10 protein-coding genes are annotated in these 13,946 nt (G+C 63.7%); 3 read left to right on the top strand and 7 right to left on the bottom strand.

Annotated elements, in window-relative coordinates:
* Positions 1 to 36: 36 nt before the first annotated feature.
* Together CFB43_RS22355 and CFB43_RS22350 are read left to right on the top strand one after the other, a co-directional pair.
* Positions 37 to 1,329, top strand: a complete 1,293-nt coding sequence (locus tag CFB43_RS22355; protein ID WP_089462378.1) for an NAD(P)/FAD-dependent oxidoreductase — start codon at positions 37 to 39, stop codon at positions 1,327 to 1,329.
* Positions 1,330 to 1,373: 44 nt separating this feature from the next.
* A complete protein-coding gene (locus CFB43_RS22350; RefSeq protein WP_089496604.1) occupies positions 1,374 to 1,772 on the top strand; it encodes a DUF3331 domain-containing protein in 399 nt (132 codons plus the stop codon).
* 28 nt (positions 1,773 to 1,800) lie between these two features.
* Here the strand turns inward: CFB43_RS22350 and CFB43_RS22345 are convergent, their stop codons facing one another.
* A complete protein-coding gene (locus tag CFB43_RS22345) occupies positions 1,801 to 3,129 on the bottom strand; it encodes a dicarboxylate/amino acid:cation symporter (RefSeq protein WP_089458535.1) in 1,329 nt (442 codons plus the stop codon).
* 233 nt (positions 3,130 to 3,362) lie between these two features.
* A complete protein-coding gene (gene ggt / locus CFB43_RS22340; protein WP_089442071.1) occupies positions 3,363 to 5,114 on the bottom strand; it encodes a gamma-glutamyltransferase in 1,752 nt (583 codons plus the stop codon).
* 363 nt (positions 5,115 to 5,477) lie between these two features.
* On the opposite strand from ggt, the gene CFB43_RS22335 reads away from it, so the two are divergent.
* Complete coding sequence (locus CFB43_RS22335) at positions 5,478 to 6,356, top strand: MurR/RpiR family transcriptional regulator (protein ID WP_089496603.1); 879 nt, start codon at positions 5,478 to 5,480, stop codon at positions 6,354 to 6,356.
* A 113-nt stretch (positions 6,357 to 6,469) separates the two neighbouring features.
* On the opposite strand, the gene tssJ is transcribed toward CFB43_RS22335, so the two are convergent.
* From tssJ to CFB43_RS22310, 5 genes are read right to left on the bottom strand one after another with little or no spacing between them, the layout of a single operon-like run.
* Positions 6,470 to 7,027: a type VI secretion system lipoprotein TssJ gene (gene tssJ / locus CFB43_RS22330; RefSeq protein ID WP_256990108.1), complete on the bottom strand. Its 558-nt coding sequence runs from the start codon at positions 7,025 to 7,027 to the stop codon at positions 6,470 to 6,472.
* Positions 6,997 to 8,847, bottom strand: a complete 1,851-nt coding sequence (tssF, locus tag CFB43_RS22325) for a type VI secretion system baseplate subunit TssF (protein ID WP_089496601.1) — start codon at positions 8,845 to 8,847, stop codon at positions 6,997 to 6,999. The genes tssJ and tssF overlap by 31 nt, the downstream gene beginning before the upstream one ends.
* Positions 8,844 to 12,383, bottom strand: coding sequence for an ImcF-related family protein (locus tag CFB43_RS22320; RefSeq protein WP_089496600.1), 3,540 nt, complete (start codon positions 12,381 to 12,383; stop codon positions 8,844 to 8,846). Before CFB43_RS22320 ends, tssF begins: the two co-directional genes overlap by 4 nt.
* Positions 12,349 to 13,671, bottom strand: a complete 1,323-nt coding sequence (locus tag CFB43_RS22315; RefSeq protein WP_089496599.1) for a hypothetical protein — start codon at positions 13,669 to 13,671, stop codon at positions 12,349 to 12,351. Before CFB43_RS22315 ends, CFB43_RS22320 begins: the two co-directional genes overlap by 35 nt.
* The gene (locus CFB43_RS22310) at positions 13,671 to 13,937 is read right to left on the bottom strand and encodes a PAAR domain-containing protein (protein ID WP_089498103.1); all 267 of its coding nucleotides are present in this window, start codon (positions 13,935 to 13,937) and stop codon (positions 13,671 to 13,673) included. Before CFB43_RS22310 ends, CFB43_RS22315 begins: the two co-directional genes overlap by 1 nt.
* Positions 13,938 to 13,946 lie beyond the last annotated feature (9 nt).

The following is a 13,946-nucleotide window of genomic DNA, read 5'->3' as shown; positions in this document are numbered from 1 at the left end:
AGGATCATACATTATTCATCACGTGATGATTTATCCATGACAACCCCTACACGCATCGTCATCGTCGGTGGCGGGATCGCCGGCCTGCAGCTCGCCACCCGCCTGGGCGAGCGCCTCGGCCGGTCCGGGCGCGCCCAGGTGACCGTCGTCGACCGCAGCCCGACCCACATCTGGAAGCCGATGCTGCACACGATCGCGGCCGGGACGCGCGACGTGCAGCAGCAGCAGGTGATCTTCCTCGCCCATGCACGTGATCACGGTTACACGTACCAGCCCGGCGAACTGACGGGGCTCGATCGCGCGCGCCGCCGCGTGCAGCTCGGCGAGATCCGCTCGCAGGACGGCGAACTCGTGCTCGACGCGCGCGAACTCGAATACGACGTGCTGATCTTCGCGCTCGGCAGCCAGGCCAACGATTTCGGCGTGCCGGGCGTGCGCGAGCACTGCTACTTCATCGACAGCCAGAAGCAGGCCGAGACCTTCAACGAAGCGTTGCGGATGCGCGTATTTCGCAGCATCGCGCGCGACGAGCCGTTCCGCGTCGCGATCGTCGGCGCGGGCGCGACCGGCGTGGAACTCGCGGCGGAACTGAGCCGCTTGCTGGAAGTGGCGCAGGCATACGGCGACGCGACGGTGCGCGAGCGGCTGCAGCTCACGCTGCTCGAGAGCGGCCCGCGCATCCTCGCCGCGTTTCCGCCGCGGATTTCCGCGTCGGCGCAGCGGCGGCTCGAACAGATCGGCTTTCATGTGCTGACGTCCACCCGCGTCACGTCGGCCGACGCAAACGGCTTTCACTACGGCGATGGTTCGTTCGCGGAAGCGGACCTGATGGTGTGGGCAGCCGGCGTGAAGGCGCCCGATTTCATGCAGGCGCTCGACGGGCTCGACACGAATCGCGCGAACCAGATCGTCGTCGGGCCGACGCTGCAGGCCACGGGCGACGAGCACGTGTTCGCGATCGGCGACTGCGCGAGCCTGCTGCCCGACGGCCACGAACGGCCGCTGCCGCCCACCGCGCAAGTCGCGACGCAGCAGGCCGAGCATCTCGCGAAGCATCTGCCCGCATGGCTCGACGGCCAGCCGATTCCGCCGTTCGCGTTCCACGATTTCGGCGCGCTCGTGTCGATCAGCGACTACGACGCGTTCGGCACGCTCGGGCAGTTCGGGTTCTTTCGCGGCGGCTTCATCCAGGGGCGTTTCGCGCAGTTCAGCCACCTGATGCTCTACCGGCGGCACCAGCAGGCGCTGCACGGCTTCTCCAAGGCGACCCTGCTGTGGATCGCCGAACGGATCAACGGCTGCGTGCAGCCGCGCATCCGCCTGTCGTGATACCGCACGTGGCGGTGTCGCATAACGTTTCGAGGAAAACCGACATGAACAACCGTTTAGCGCCCTGGCTCATGACCGTTGCCGCGATCAGCAGCTTCGACATGCCGTCCGTCTCGTGGGGCGCGCCGCGGCGGCGCAGCGTCACGCGCGACCGGCTGCCGTCGTGGGACATGACGAGCAAGCCGTCCATCAGCGTGCTCGAGCGGCCCACGGCCGACACCGTGATGATTTCATGGCGCGACGCCTGCACCGGACACTACGGTTATCAGAAGTGGCGGCTGTTCACCACGCGCAAGCGCGGCGTGTGCGCGCTGTCGGGGCAGCCGATCGAGATCGGCGACAGCGTCTATGCGCCGCAATTGCTCGGCTCGACGCCAGCCAACGCCGCCGCGATGGTGCTGGCCGCGTGCATCGACGCGGCCCGCCCCGCCGAGGCGGCCTGAAGCCCGGGAGTCGACCCGGGGCTCCGCTTCAGCCAGAGGTGACGCGATCCGTATCGCGAACCGCCTCGTTCATGCGTGCTTCGGCTTCCGCATCCAGCCGTGCCGCATTCGCTTCGGCTTCTGCTTCCGGCATCAGCTCGCCTTCCCATTTCGCGACCACCGCGCTGGCGATCGAGTTGCCCACCGCGTTCGTGGCCGAACGGCCCATGTCGAGGAACGTATCGACGCCGAGAATCAGCAGCAGCCCGGCTTCCGGGATGTTGAACTGGTGCAGCGTCGCGGCGATCACGACGAGCGACGCGCGCGGCACGCCGGCCATGCCCTTCGACGTCAGCATCAGGATCAGCAGCATCGTGACCTGCGTGCCGAGCGACAGGTGAATGCCGTACGCCTGCGCGATGAACAGCGACGCGAACGTGCAGTACATCATCGAGCCGTCGAGGTTGAACGAATACCCCATCGGCATCACGAAGCTCGAGATCTTGCGACGCACGCCGAAACGGTCGAGCGCATCGAGGATCTTCGGATACGCGGCTTCCGAGCTCGCGGTCGCGAACGACAGCATGAACGCTTCCTTGATCAGCACCAGCAGCTTGAACACGCGGCGGCCGAGGAACAGCAGCCCGGCCGCGACGAGCGTGCCCCACAGCAGGAATAGGCTCAGGTAGAAGTCGCCCATGAACACCGCGAACTTCAGCAGGATCGACAGCCCGTTGATCGCGACGGTCGACGCCATCGCCGCCAGCACCGCGAGCGGCGCAAGCTTCATCACGTAGCCGGTGATCTTCAGCATCACGTGCGCGAGCTGGTCGATCGCCGCGACGAGGATCTTGCCGCGCTCGCCGAGCGACGCGAGCGCCACGCCGAAGAACATCGAGAACACGACGATCTGCAGGATCTCGTTGTTCGCCATCGCCTCGGCGATCGACTTCGGCACCATGTGGCCGACGAAATCCTTCAGCGTGAACTTGGACGTCGCCAGATGCGCGGATGCGCCGATATCCGGCAGCGGCAGCCCGAGGTTCTCGCCCGGACGCAGCAGGTTCGCCATCAGCAGGCCGAGCAGCAGCGAGATCAGCGACGCGGTGATGAACCAGCCGAGCGCCTTCACGAACACGCGGCCCACCGACGACGCGTCGCCCATGTGCGCGATGCCGACGACCAGCGTCGAGAACACCAGCGGGCCGATCACCATCTTGATCAGCCGCAGGAACACGTCGGACACCAGCGAGATGTAGCCGGCGATTTCCGCCGCCGACTGTTTGTCCGGCAGTTGCGTGTAGATCATGTAGCCGATCAGGATGCCGGCCGCCATCGCGAGCAGGATCCAGCCTGCCGCGGACATTCGTTTGTTCATATCGGAATTGGATGCACGGGAAGAAGTTGACGGATGAAAGGCGCGCACGCCCGTGCCGTGCAGGGTGCGCGCGTGGCGAACCGGTCGTGCCCGGTGTATCGGGCACGGTCGCCGGCGCCGGTCGGCTCGCGGATCTCCACGAACCGACGTGCTGCCGCCGCAACGGCATTCGCGCGAGGGCGAGCGCCGTTGCGGAGCAGCGATTCAGCATGATGCGATCAGGTCGGCTCGGGTCAGTAGCCGATTGCCGAGCCGGCCGGACGGCGCGGGTCGTTGTACCCGTAGATGAAGCCGACCCGCACGTTCCCGGACACCGACGAATCGTTCCCGGAACTCTGACGGCTCGCCGCTTCGGTGCCCGGCAGGCCGACCATGATCAGCTCGGCGGCGCCCCACGGCGTCTGTTCGACCATCTTGTAGCCCATGTTGCGCAGGATCGCGAGCGTGTCGGGCGACAGGCCGTAGGTTTCGTAATAGACCTCGTCGGGCAGCCACTGGTGGTGGATGCGCGGCGCGGTGACCGCGTCCTGCGGCGTCATCCCGTAGTCGATCACGTTCAGCACCGTCTGCAGCGTGATCGTGATGATGCGCGAGCCGCCCGGCGAGCCGACCACCATGAACACCTTGCCGTCCTTCTTCACGATGGTCGGCGCCATCGACGACAGCGGTCGCTTGCCCGGCGCGATCGAGTTGCGCGTGCCCTGCACGAGACCGAACAGGTTCTGCGCGCCGACCTTCACGGTGAAGTCGTCCATCTCGTCGTTCAGGAAGAAGCCCGTGCCCGGCGCGATGACCACGGCGCCGAAGCGGCCGTTGACCGTGTAGGTCGTCGATACCGCGTTGCCGTCGTGGTCGACGATCGAATAGTGGGTCGTCTCGGGCTTCTCGTGCACGCCGACGCCCGGCTGCACGTCGACCGACGGCGTCGCCGTATCCGAATGGATGCTCTTGCGGATCTGCGCCGCGTAGTCCTTGCTCGTCAGCTTCGCGACCGGGTTGTCGATGAAGTTCGGGTCGCCGAGCAGCGTGTTGCGATCTTCGTATGCGTGGCGCATCGCTTCGGTCATGTAATGCACCGCCGCGGCCGAATGGTAGCCGAGCTTGCGCATGTCATACCCTTCGAGAATGTTCAGCGTCTCGCACATCGTCACGCCGCCCGAGCTCGGCGGCGGGGCCGACACGAGCTCGTAGCCGCGATACGTGCACGTCAGCGGCGCCATGTCCTGCGCACGGTACGACGCGAAGTCGGCCGCCGTGATCAGGCCGCCGCCCTTCCTGGCCGCCGCCTCGACGATCTTCGGAATCTCGCCGTGATAGAACGCGTCGGGGCCCTGCTCCGCAATGCGCTCGAGCGTGCGCGCCAGGTCCTTCTGAACCAGGCGATCGCCCGGCTGCAGCGGCGTGCCGTCAGGACGCAGGAAGATGCGGGCCGCTTCCGGATCCTTCTTGAAGCGGTCGATCGTCGTGTCGAGGATGTCCGTATCGGCACGCGTCAGCACGAAGCCGTCGCGCGCGAGCCGGATCGCCGGCTCCATCACCTGCTTGCGCGTGAGCTTGCCGTACTTGCGCTGCGCGAGATCGAGGCCGGCAACGGTGCCGGGCACGCCCACTGCGCGATAGCCGTACAGGCTGTCGTCAGGAATGACGTTGCCCTTCGCATCGAGATACATGTTCGCGGAAGCCGCGGCCGGCGCGGTTTCGCGGAAATTGATGAAGCGGTCGCGGCCGTCGGCCAGGTGGACGGTCATGAAACCGCCGCCGCCGATGTTGCCGCAGCACGGATTGGTCACGGCCTGCGCGTAGCCGACCGCCACCGCGGCGTCCACCGCGTTACCGCCTTCCTTCAGGATGTCGACGCCGATCTGCGACGCGAAATGCTGCGACGAAACGACCATGCCGTTCTTCGCTTCGACCGCGGGGTCCGATGCGGCGAACGCGCACACGCTCATGGCCGACAACAGGGTGAGTACTACGAGCCGCCTCATGACGGGAACCTCCAGACAAATAAAACCGTGGCATGCCGGAACGCGACGCCGCATCGGGGTGTGTCGACGCGCCAATCGAGCATGTAATAAACAATACATTCCAGCGAGGCCGCGATCATAGCACTCACTTTTTTGCACCAAAACCTAGGGTTATCACTAGACGAAGAACGAATATCAGCCGAATGGACCGTTTCCCAATGTTTGTTTTATTACAATGGTGAATGAGCCGGTCCACCGGGCGATGCGTCCCTCTAATTTCGGAGCGTGCACGGCCTGCCTGACGTCGATCGGCTAACATGCGTGGAGTCGCCGGCAGACACCCGTCTGCAGTTTGTTATTCAGATACGAGAGTTGGAGTGCCCGATGGGGACGAGCATCAGGGCGTTGCTGTTATCCCAGATGGATAGCTTCACGCCGTCGGAACAGAAGGTCGCGCAGGCGTTGCTGGACCGCTATCCGAGCCTCGGGCTCGGGCCGATTGCGAGCTTCGCCAAACAGGCGGAAGTGAGCGATCCGACCGTGTTTCGCTTCGTCGTCCGGATCGGCTTTCCGAATTACTCGTCGTTCCAGCAGGCGCTGTACGGCGAGATCGACACGGCGATGAATTCGCCACTCGCGCGGATGGATGCGTTCCACTCGCCCGCGGGCATGCGCGACAGTCATTCGGCAATCTTCCAGCGGCTGTCCGAGTCGCTGGCGACCACGATCGAAGGGCTCGATGCGGCGGCGTTCGACGCCGCGGTGGCGCTGCTGGCCAATCCGGATGTGCGTGTCTTTTGCGGTGGCGGGCGTTACACCGCGCCGCTCGCATCGCTGTTTTCGTTCACCCTCGCGTATGCGCGGCCACATGTTCAGTATGTCGAACCGAATGTGAACCTCGCGTCGGTCGCGCTGGCGGACATGGGGGCCGGTGACGTGCTCGTTATTTTCGATTTTCGCCGTTATCAGCGGGACAGTATTCGGTTCGCGCAAGCCGCGCATCGGCTTGGTACGCGTGTGCTGCTGATCACGGACGAATGGCACTCGCCGATCGGCGAGTTCGCGGAGATCGTGCTGCGGATCCGGGGGCAGCCGTTCGCGATGCTGCAGACCAACGTGCCCGCGCTCGCGCTCGCCGAGGCGCTCGTGATCGGTGTGACGAACCAGTTGCCGGAAATGGCAAGACAGCGGATGGAGAAGATCGAGCATCTCAATTCCGGGGGGAGCGAACCGGATATCAGTCAGCGGGATTTGCCGGAGTGAGGGCTCATCGCCATTCAAGCATGGGTTTCAACGTTCGACGCCATCGAATTTGATCAAATCCTGCAACCCCATGACATTCTTGAGTTACGCCAACAATCTTCGCGATGTTGCGCTCACGGCACCAGCTCCATGCGGTTGCCCCTCACGACCAGCTTGACGGGGTCCGTCTTTTTCCACTGCGACTTCGGAATCGTCAGTTGCCACTCGGCACCGCCCTGATCACGAAAGAACCCTGCTATACCCACAATTTGCGCGTCATCCTCCATTGGCATGGACAGCCGCACCGTGGCATCAGGCGCAAGCGTGACCTCCCGACTGCCGAGCAAATCGGCACTCAGCAACACCCTGTCGTCGTCGAGCAGCTCGACGTAGGCGGCACGCTCGAAAACTTTCGCATCCTTTAACTGATAGACGCGCATCACAACCGGCAGGGACTCTCCTTGGTCGTTCTGGTTGAGTGCGGAACGGCTCTCGATCACGAGATTCATCTGCTTGATCTTCGCGACGAAAATCGCTCGCGTCACGTCGACAGTCGTCTCCTTCACCGATTGCCACGTGCCACAGCCGGCCAACACCCCTGCCGTAAGCGCAACGGCGCTCGCCAAACGAACGCTTCGCATCATCCGATATGTTCGTGGTGTCACAACCAATCTCCCGTTTTGATCGAGCATGGATAGCGCCGGATCGGCCCACCCACACCTTCATACAGAACGAGCCGCACCGCAAAATGGAAACTCGCGTAGCGGCCTACGAAGCGGCTGAGTACGTCCCCGAACAGCGCAACGTCGCCCGGTCCGGCGAAACCCGCCGGCTCGATACCCACGTTCAGATTCACGATGCGGTCGACACGCGCGCCTGCCGGTTCCGTTTCCTCGTCGAGCCAGACGTAATGAATCGCCTCGATACGTCGCCGGTTATCGTCCTGTCGCGTCCAGTCGTACAACGACAGTGCGCCGCGCAGCACGTTCGCGTCCATCATGTTCAGCTCGGTTGTGCCAGCACCATTGAAGTGAGAAATCACGCGCCAGTGATAGTCCCCGCCGCGCGGGGGATACAGCGGCATCGTCGGGGCCGTCAGATTGCGCACGCGTTCGACGCCATTGAAATTCGAAGCAGGCGTGTTGATCATCGATTCACGCAGCGCCATCCGCGGCAAGCGCCCGTTGTTTGCCAACACCCGAACCGTTACGTACGCATCCGGCAAGCTGCCGGGTTCGTCCCAGAGATGCCCGCCCAACGTCACGACCATCTCGCGCCGGCCCGTCACGCCCTGCCGAACCAATGAGTGGTAGTACCGATCCGGCGACTCGTATCGGATCATCCCGCCCCGGTGCCGGAATTCCTTGATCGACTGATAGGTGTATTGCCTGGCGGTGCGTGGATCGTTTGCCACTACCGACAGTACGTCGTACGGCTCGACGTGCTCGCCCGCTGACGCCGGGGCGCACACCGGATAGTCACGGTCGTGTACGTTGGGCCGGATTGCCTGCGCATCCAGTTCGAACAGATTGATCACCGGCGTGCAGAATAGCCGGATGTTGTCCGCGCCGAACGTGACGTCACCAGGTATCCGATCCCGGATCACGATATCGAATTCAAGGCGCGTTTCGCCAGGTGGCACACTGGCCGCGTCGAAACCGCACAAGTCGACGAAGTGAAACTTCTCGGGGAACGCGAAATATTCGAGCATAGTCTGCTCGCGGTCGAGATTGGCGTCGCGCACGTCGAGATCGATCGGCCACAGTCGCGCCTGCGTGCCAAAGCCAGCCGCCTCGATAGACATTGCCGGCCGTGGTTGCAACTGGCCGTCGAGTATGCGCGGCATGCGCACGCCGATCGACTCAACCTGGCGCGTGAAAACGCCGTACAGCGCCGATGCAGTCGGTCGGTCGCCATGCAGGTATAGCCGGATACGCGACAGGTCGTCCAGCAACCGCTGCTCGCGGTGCAGCAAGTCAAACACGAGCCGGATCACCGTACGACCGTCCTCGCGCATGCGCGCGCCCGCATCGCGAACGGAGAGCGGCAGCAGGCGTATCGCCTGAGTGGTTCGATAAACACATATCGTCCCGTCCGGTCCAACCGGCGTCGAACGTACCTGCAACCCCGGCGGCAATGTATCGAGAATTCGCGCCTCGCCGGTGCGCGGCATACACTCGAGGATTGCCAGCGACGGAATCGTGCGGCCGGCATGTGGCCACAGGTGATCGACCAGCGGATCGGTGATTTCCGGTAGCGCGTCGTCGAGCTTCATTCGCAGCCGGCTCGTGAGGAATGCGAAACCCTCGTAAGTCTGCTCCACACTGTCGTGGCGCGCGCCGAGCATCGACATCCCCACGCGGCGCGCGACATGCGGCTGGGATTTCGCAAATTCCCTCCCCGCTTCGCGCAGGTAACGCATCTCCGCATCGAAGTAGCGCAGGTACGGGTCGTCCTCCGCGCTGAAACCGCCTCCTTCAGGCATCGTCGGTTTGTTTTTGTCTTCACTCATGGCTGGAGATCCGGTGGCAGCGGCGGCAGGAGCGGCATCGTCGATGCGACGCCCGCCTTGCCGACGATGAAAATGCGCTCAGGCATGCGGAACCCGCGTAGTTTCAACAGGTCGATCGGCCCGGCACCGACCTGCGTGCGCAACACGTACGACAGCGGCTCGTCGTTCCCGCCATTCCACGTGAGCCGATAGCGCGTGCTATCAAGCTGCTTGATGTCAGCCTTGCTCAGCAGACGCAGGAACGCCCAATCTCCAGTCGAATCGAACGCCTGCCGCAAGCCCGCGTTGAGCGTCTGCCATGTGAGCCCAGCGTGCCCGTTCAGGCCATTGCCGGGCCACGTAAGCGACGTCCAGCGCTCCTGCTGATTGAAATAGACGATCTGCTTGCCGTCGACCGACAATTCCGAGCGCGTCACTTTCGGTGTCGGCAGCGCCATCACTTCGAATTTTTCCCGCGCGTCGCCCTGCAGGTAGAGCTGCGCGCCAATCGTCGACAATTGCCGGAGGGCGCTCAGGAACTTCGGGTCGAACTGCAACGCCTGCGGTGCCAGCTCGTTTGGCGCCCAATGGTCGCCCTCGAGTTTCATCACGCCAGCCAGCTGTGTCGTGACGAAACGCGAAATCGATCCGGTATCGGGCCGCACATAGCGGCCAAGCTCCGCGAAGGACGCATCGGCCTGCGTATCGAAGAATGGATAGCGGTCGTTCATCGCCGCGTTGAATGGCGCTGCAACACTCGCTCGCCAAGCGTCATTCAGACTCGCTGCGGCCGGTTGCAGGATCGTCTGCCACGCGGACTCGAGCGGCTGCGCAAACATCGCATCGCCGAACCCTGCCCATGCCGTACCCAGGCTTGCGGCAGTGAGTGCCGCGTCATCGCGTGCCTGGGACAATTCCGACAACTTGCCTTGGAACACTGCCTGCGCGAGCGTGCGCGCCATTGCCTGCGCGTCAGGACTGCTCGCGATCTGTTGCAGCTTCAGCCGCATCATCGTGACCGCCGTCAGGTAACGCGACAGGCTCACGCCGCTTAGCGCGATGTTGGCTGGTGCGCTGCCCTTCCCGTTTGCAGCGGCAGGTGACGCATTCGTGTCGCCCATCAGCACCAGCAGTGGTCCAAACGGCTTGTCGAGCGGATAGACGACGGTCGACGCGTCCTCGTCGGTCCCGATCAGATTCTGCGCCTTTCTTACCAGCGTATCGGCCAGCGCCTGTGACGGCCGCCCCGCCTGCGCTTGATATTGCACGGATTTCATCAATGCGATCAACGGCGAAGTCTGTGCATCCGCCAGTCGAGAAAGCTGTTCTATCGCGCCACTGAGATTGGACGTCGGTTGCCACTGCATACTGTTGAGCATGCGCTGCCATGCGGCCGTGTACTCGCCGAAATAGCGTGCCGTCAATCGCTGCTTCAGTTCCTCGCCTGCACGTTTCTCGTCCACGATCGTCGTGGTCTGGATCGCACCGGGCGCGAGCGGGTTACCAGTTGTCTGCCGCGGCTGATTGCCGGTCAGCACCCAATCGCTGCTGAGCTGGCGCTCGCCGGCAGCCTTGTCGATCGCCGTGGCGATCATGCCGTCCCACGCCGCACGCGTATAGATTCCGGGTACGGTCTGCGACGCCACGAACATCCCTCGCGCATCGGCGCCATTCAGGAGCGTTTCAAGCGACACGTCGGCATATTTGTTCTTGACGTCGTCGAGAATGCGCTGATACACCGTGTCGTCAGCCGACGCGAGTCCTATCTGCGTGACCAGCATGTTGCGAGTCGCTGTCACGAGTTGATCGTCCGTCTCAATTCGCCATTGGGGATGCGCTTTCAGGTGATCGGCGTAAAACTCTGCGAGCCGTCGGCCGGTATCGTCACGCTCGCCCAGCGGCATCTCCACGGGGCGCGGCCAAAGGGCTACGAGCAAGCGCTTCAGAAACGCTGAATCGGCCCGCGACGGATCGCCGAGCATCAGGTAGGTCTTGAGCGCGTTGTAGGTGCTGCCCCGCGTGTCCTGCGATTGAAGGCTGTCGGCTCGCGCCTGATCCGCGGCCTGCAACAGCTTGCCGATCGTTTGCACGACAGGCGTCTGCAAGTTGCGGGTCGCCGCTACCTGATACGGTTGCCAGAGACCGTCAAGGATATCGTCATTACGCGACAAACCCGCCCGCAGGTACCACGGTACGCCATGCTGCTGCCGGTATTCGAGCGTTTCCATCACCTGTTGCAGCGCCAGCTGCGCGCGCCACGCGGCGGCCGTCTGGGGCCGCGCGTCGACCGCCGCGCTCGCTGCTGCCCGCGCATCTCGCATGAGCCGCTGGTTGGCGATGAACGACACGGACATCCATGCGCACCACGCGATGGTCGCAACGATCAAGCACGTCGCCAGCGCGTTCGGCCAGTAGAATCCCACGCGCCGACCAATGCGCCTCCGACTGGCGATTGCGTGCCATGCTGGCAGCAGAGCGGCCGGTTGCGGCGGGAGCTCGATCGGGACGCTCGGAACTGTCGCGCTCCCGTCCACGGTGACCGGCACTGGCGTCGGCATTGCCGCCGTTGTCGCAAATACGGGCGCGAACATCACGCCCGCCAGCGGTGTGCGCAGCCAGGGTGAACCCAGGAGCGTTTGCCAGCTGGCGACGATATCTTCGTGCTGCTTCCCGATGTATTGTGAGATTTCAGCTAGGCAGGTGATGCGTGTAGGCGCTGTACACAGGCGAACGCCTGCATCCGCCGTCCCACGCTCGATCTCGGCAAGCTGATCGCCTAATGCCGACGCCGGCTGCCCACCCTTGTATGCCAGCCCGGGAAATGCACCGATCGCCTCGAACGTTTCGGGTCGATCTCCCTGCGTGGGCACTGCGTGCAGGAGCGTGACAGGCGCGGCGCAGCCGATGTCGGTCACAAGCGCGGCGAGTGTGCGCGGCAGTTCGGTATCGCGATCGTCCGAATGCGTAACCTGCACAATGCTGTCGACCGGCCGCCGGCGCCGCAGCTTACGGATTTGTCGGCGCCATGCGCCAGCCTCGATGCCGTCCGGTGCCACGTGCACGAGAATCGCGTTGCCGATGGGTATCGCACCCGCTCGCTTCAGGCCCGGTGCGACCTGGTCGATCAATGTATCCGCGCCGCTCACCATCAGCCACGGTGATCGGTATCGCCAGAGCCTGCCCCGCGAGGCGCGCAGTTCCTCGGCCACGCGTTGCAGACGGACGTCGAATTTCAACGACTTCTGCGCCTTCGTCGCGTCGCCGATATCCCTGCGAAACGTCCGTCCGGCAATGGTGTATGCACCGATAAAAAACAGGCAAAGATGTACGGCGACGAAGACAATCAGCGCGATGACGATGACGATCACCACTTGCATACGTGCCACACCGGGCGCGAGATCGAACAGGTCGCCCCGGCTCCATACGAGGCCAATTGCGCACGCCGCGACAATCAGCGCAGCGACAACCACGCCCCAGAGTGCGATGCGTCCGGAGGGCGCAGACGCTGCAGCGGGTGCTGCGTCAAGCGATCGCAAGGTCAGTTTCGGATCGGTCATGCTGAGCGTGTCCAGGCAATGAAGAATCCTTCCCGCGTGGACCGGGAAGCACATGAATGACGGCGGACTGCTCACCATCGATGATCAGCTGTGGCGCATCCACAGCACCACATTCGGTAGCGGCTGCGACGGACAGCCATCCGCTCGCACTGCCAAAATCGCCCACGATGTAGGCGAGATCACATTGGGCCTCGCTGTTCGCAAGTACCTCAAGGTTCGCGATGCGCAGCCCCTGATTGCAACGCTTGACGGCACGGGTGACCCAGGCACGCGCCACGGCAGTGACATCTGATTTGCCCCAGATCACGGCATTAGCGAAACCGTATTCGATTTCGTCGGCGTTGCCCTCGACGGGGCGATGCAGGGTCGCCATCGCGTGTACACCTTCGGGTAGAGCGTAAAAGCCGGCGTCGAGCAGTATCGCGACGCATCCCTCCGTGCTGCCGGTCGGTGGCCTTTCGTCATGCCATGCCGTAGCGATTACGAGCAGCGGGCATGCGTTGCGGGTGTCGAGCCATGCGTCCGCCAACAGCAATCCGTCCGAAGCGGGTATGGGCTGCACAGTGAGAGGCGGCAGACCAACCAATTGCAGCGCATCGCGCACCTCGTCCTCACGCAAGGCTTCTTCGCCTGGTTCAGCCAGTACGCGCACTTTTGGCCAGTGAGCGGCTTCGTAGTGCGTGAGTACGTGGAGGCTCCCAGCAAGCGGTTCGAGCGCTTCGGCGATCCTGAGTGTGAGCTGGGTAACGGGTCGCTTTGGAGGCGTATCCGCTACGGCGTCGCTCCCCTCGGTCGGGTCGGCCACGTCGGCTTCGTCGGATAGTTCCAACGGGTCGTCAAAGCGGCAATGCTCAACGACACCCGCGCCCAAACGGGGCTGCTGCTGTCGCGGCAAACGCACCCCCGCATCGATCGCCTGTGCAAGCGTCTGGTCGTTCAAGGGCAAGCAATAGCCGACGCCCAGCACCCGAAGCGGCTGCTGCGCGACACGGATGCGCTCCGCCAGCCATCGGTCGCGATAGAGGTTGCGGTGGTATGCGCGGTACCACATAGCCTCATAGCGAGCGCGCTCGAGCGCGAACAGAAAGCCGAAAAATCCGTTCGGGATACCGACAACGCAGATCCAGAACCATGGGCCGCCCGCCCGCTCACCCTTTGGCCAAATCAGCAGAGTGGTGGCCGCTCCGAGCACCGCGCAGGCCAACCAGACGCAGAACCACCACGGCCAGAAGCGCGGGCGACTCGGATAGGCGTTCGGGAGCCCCGCCTGAGAGAGGTCGACGGGCATTATTCGAAGTGGACGTTCGGCAGCGACGAGATCAATCGACAACCGCACGCGCAGCGATGGCCGTCCAGCGCGAATGGCTTGTTGTCGCGATCGGGAAACTTGTTGGCGCCTTCGTCGATGAAGGTTGGGCCATGCTGATCGCAAGTCGCCTGGTCGCCCTTGCGGGCAAGCGGCATACCCATGAATGTCGTCCATGGTGAGCCACCGGTGACTTCGCCACCGTGTTCGAGTTTGTCGCCTTGGCGAATGGGTGATTTTCTATTCATGTCGCCGCT

This window comes from Burkholderia sp. AU15512, from assembly GCF_002223325.1.
In the GTDB taxonomy this organism is placed as follows: Bacteria; Pseudomonadota; Gammaproteobacteria; order Burkholderiales; family Burkholderiaceae; genus Burkholderia.
This window is presented reverse-complemented; position numbering and strand designations above follow the sequence as displayed.

Coding starts and splice junctions, on each gene's coding strand:
- CFB43_RS22320 (WP_089496600.1), bottom strand. CDS start 12,383: ATGACCGATCCGAAACTGACCTTGCGATCGCTTGACGCAGCACCCGCT.
- CFB43_RS22345 (WP_089458535.1), bottom strand. CDS start 3,129: ATGAACAAACGAATGTCCGCGGCAGGCTGGATCCTGCTCGCGATGGCG.
- CFB43_RS22335 (WP_089496603.1), top strand. CDS start 5,478: ATGGGGACGAGCATCAGGGCGTTGCTGTTATCCCAGATGGATAGCTTC.
- CFB43_RS22315 (WP_089496599.1), bottom strand. CDS start 13,671: ATGCCCGTCGACCTCTCTCAGGCGGGGCTCCCGAACGCCTATCCGAGT.
- ggt (WP_089442071.1), bottom strand. CDS start 5,114: ATGAGGCGGCTCGTAGTACTCACCCTGTTGTCGGCCATGAGCGTGTGC.
- CFB43_RS22355 (WP_089462378.1), top strand. CDS start 37: ATGACAACCCCTACACGCATCGTCATCGTCGGTGGCGGGATCGCCGGC.
- CFB43_RS22350 (WP_089496604.1), top strand. CDS start 1,374: ATGAACAACCGTTTAGCGCCCTGGCTCATGACCGTTGCCGCGATCAGC.
- tssF (WP_089496601.1), bottom strand. CDS start 8,847: ATGAGTGAAGACAAAAACAAACCGACGATGCCTGAAGGAGGCGGTTTC.
- CFB43_RS22310 (WP_089498103.1), bottom strand. CDS start 13,937: ATGAATAGAAAATCACCCATTCGCCAAGGCGACAAACTCGAACACGGT.
- tssJ (WP_256990108.1), bottom strand. CDS start 7,027: ATGCTCGATCAAAACGGGAGATTGGTTGTGACACCACGAACATATCGG.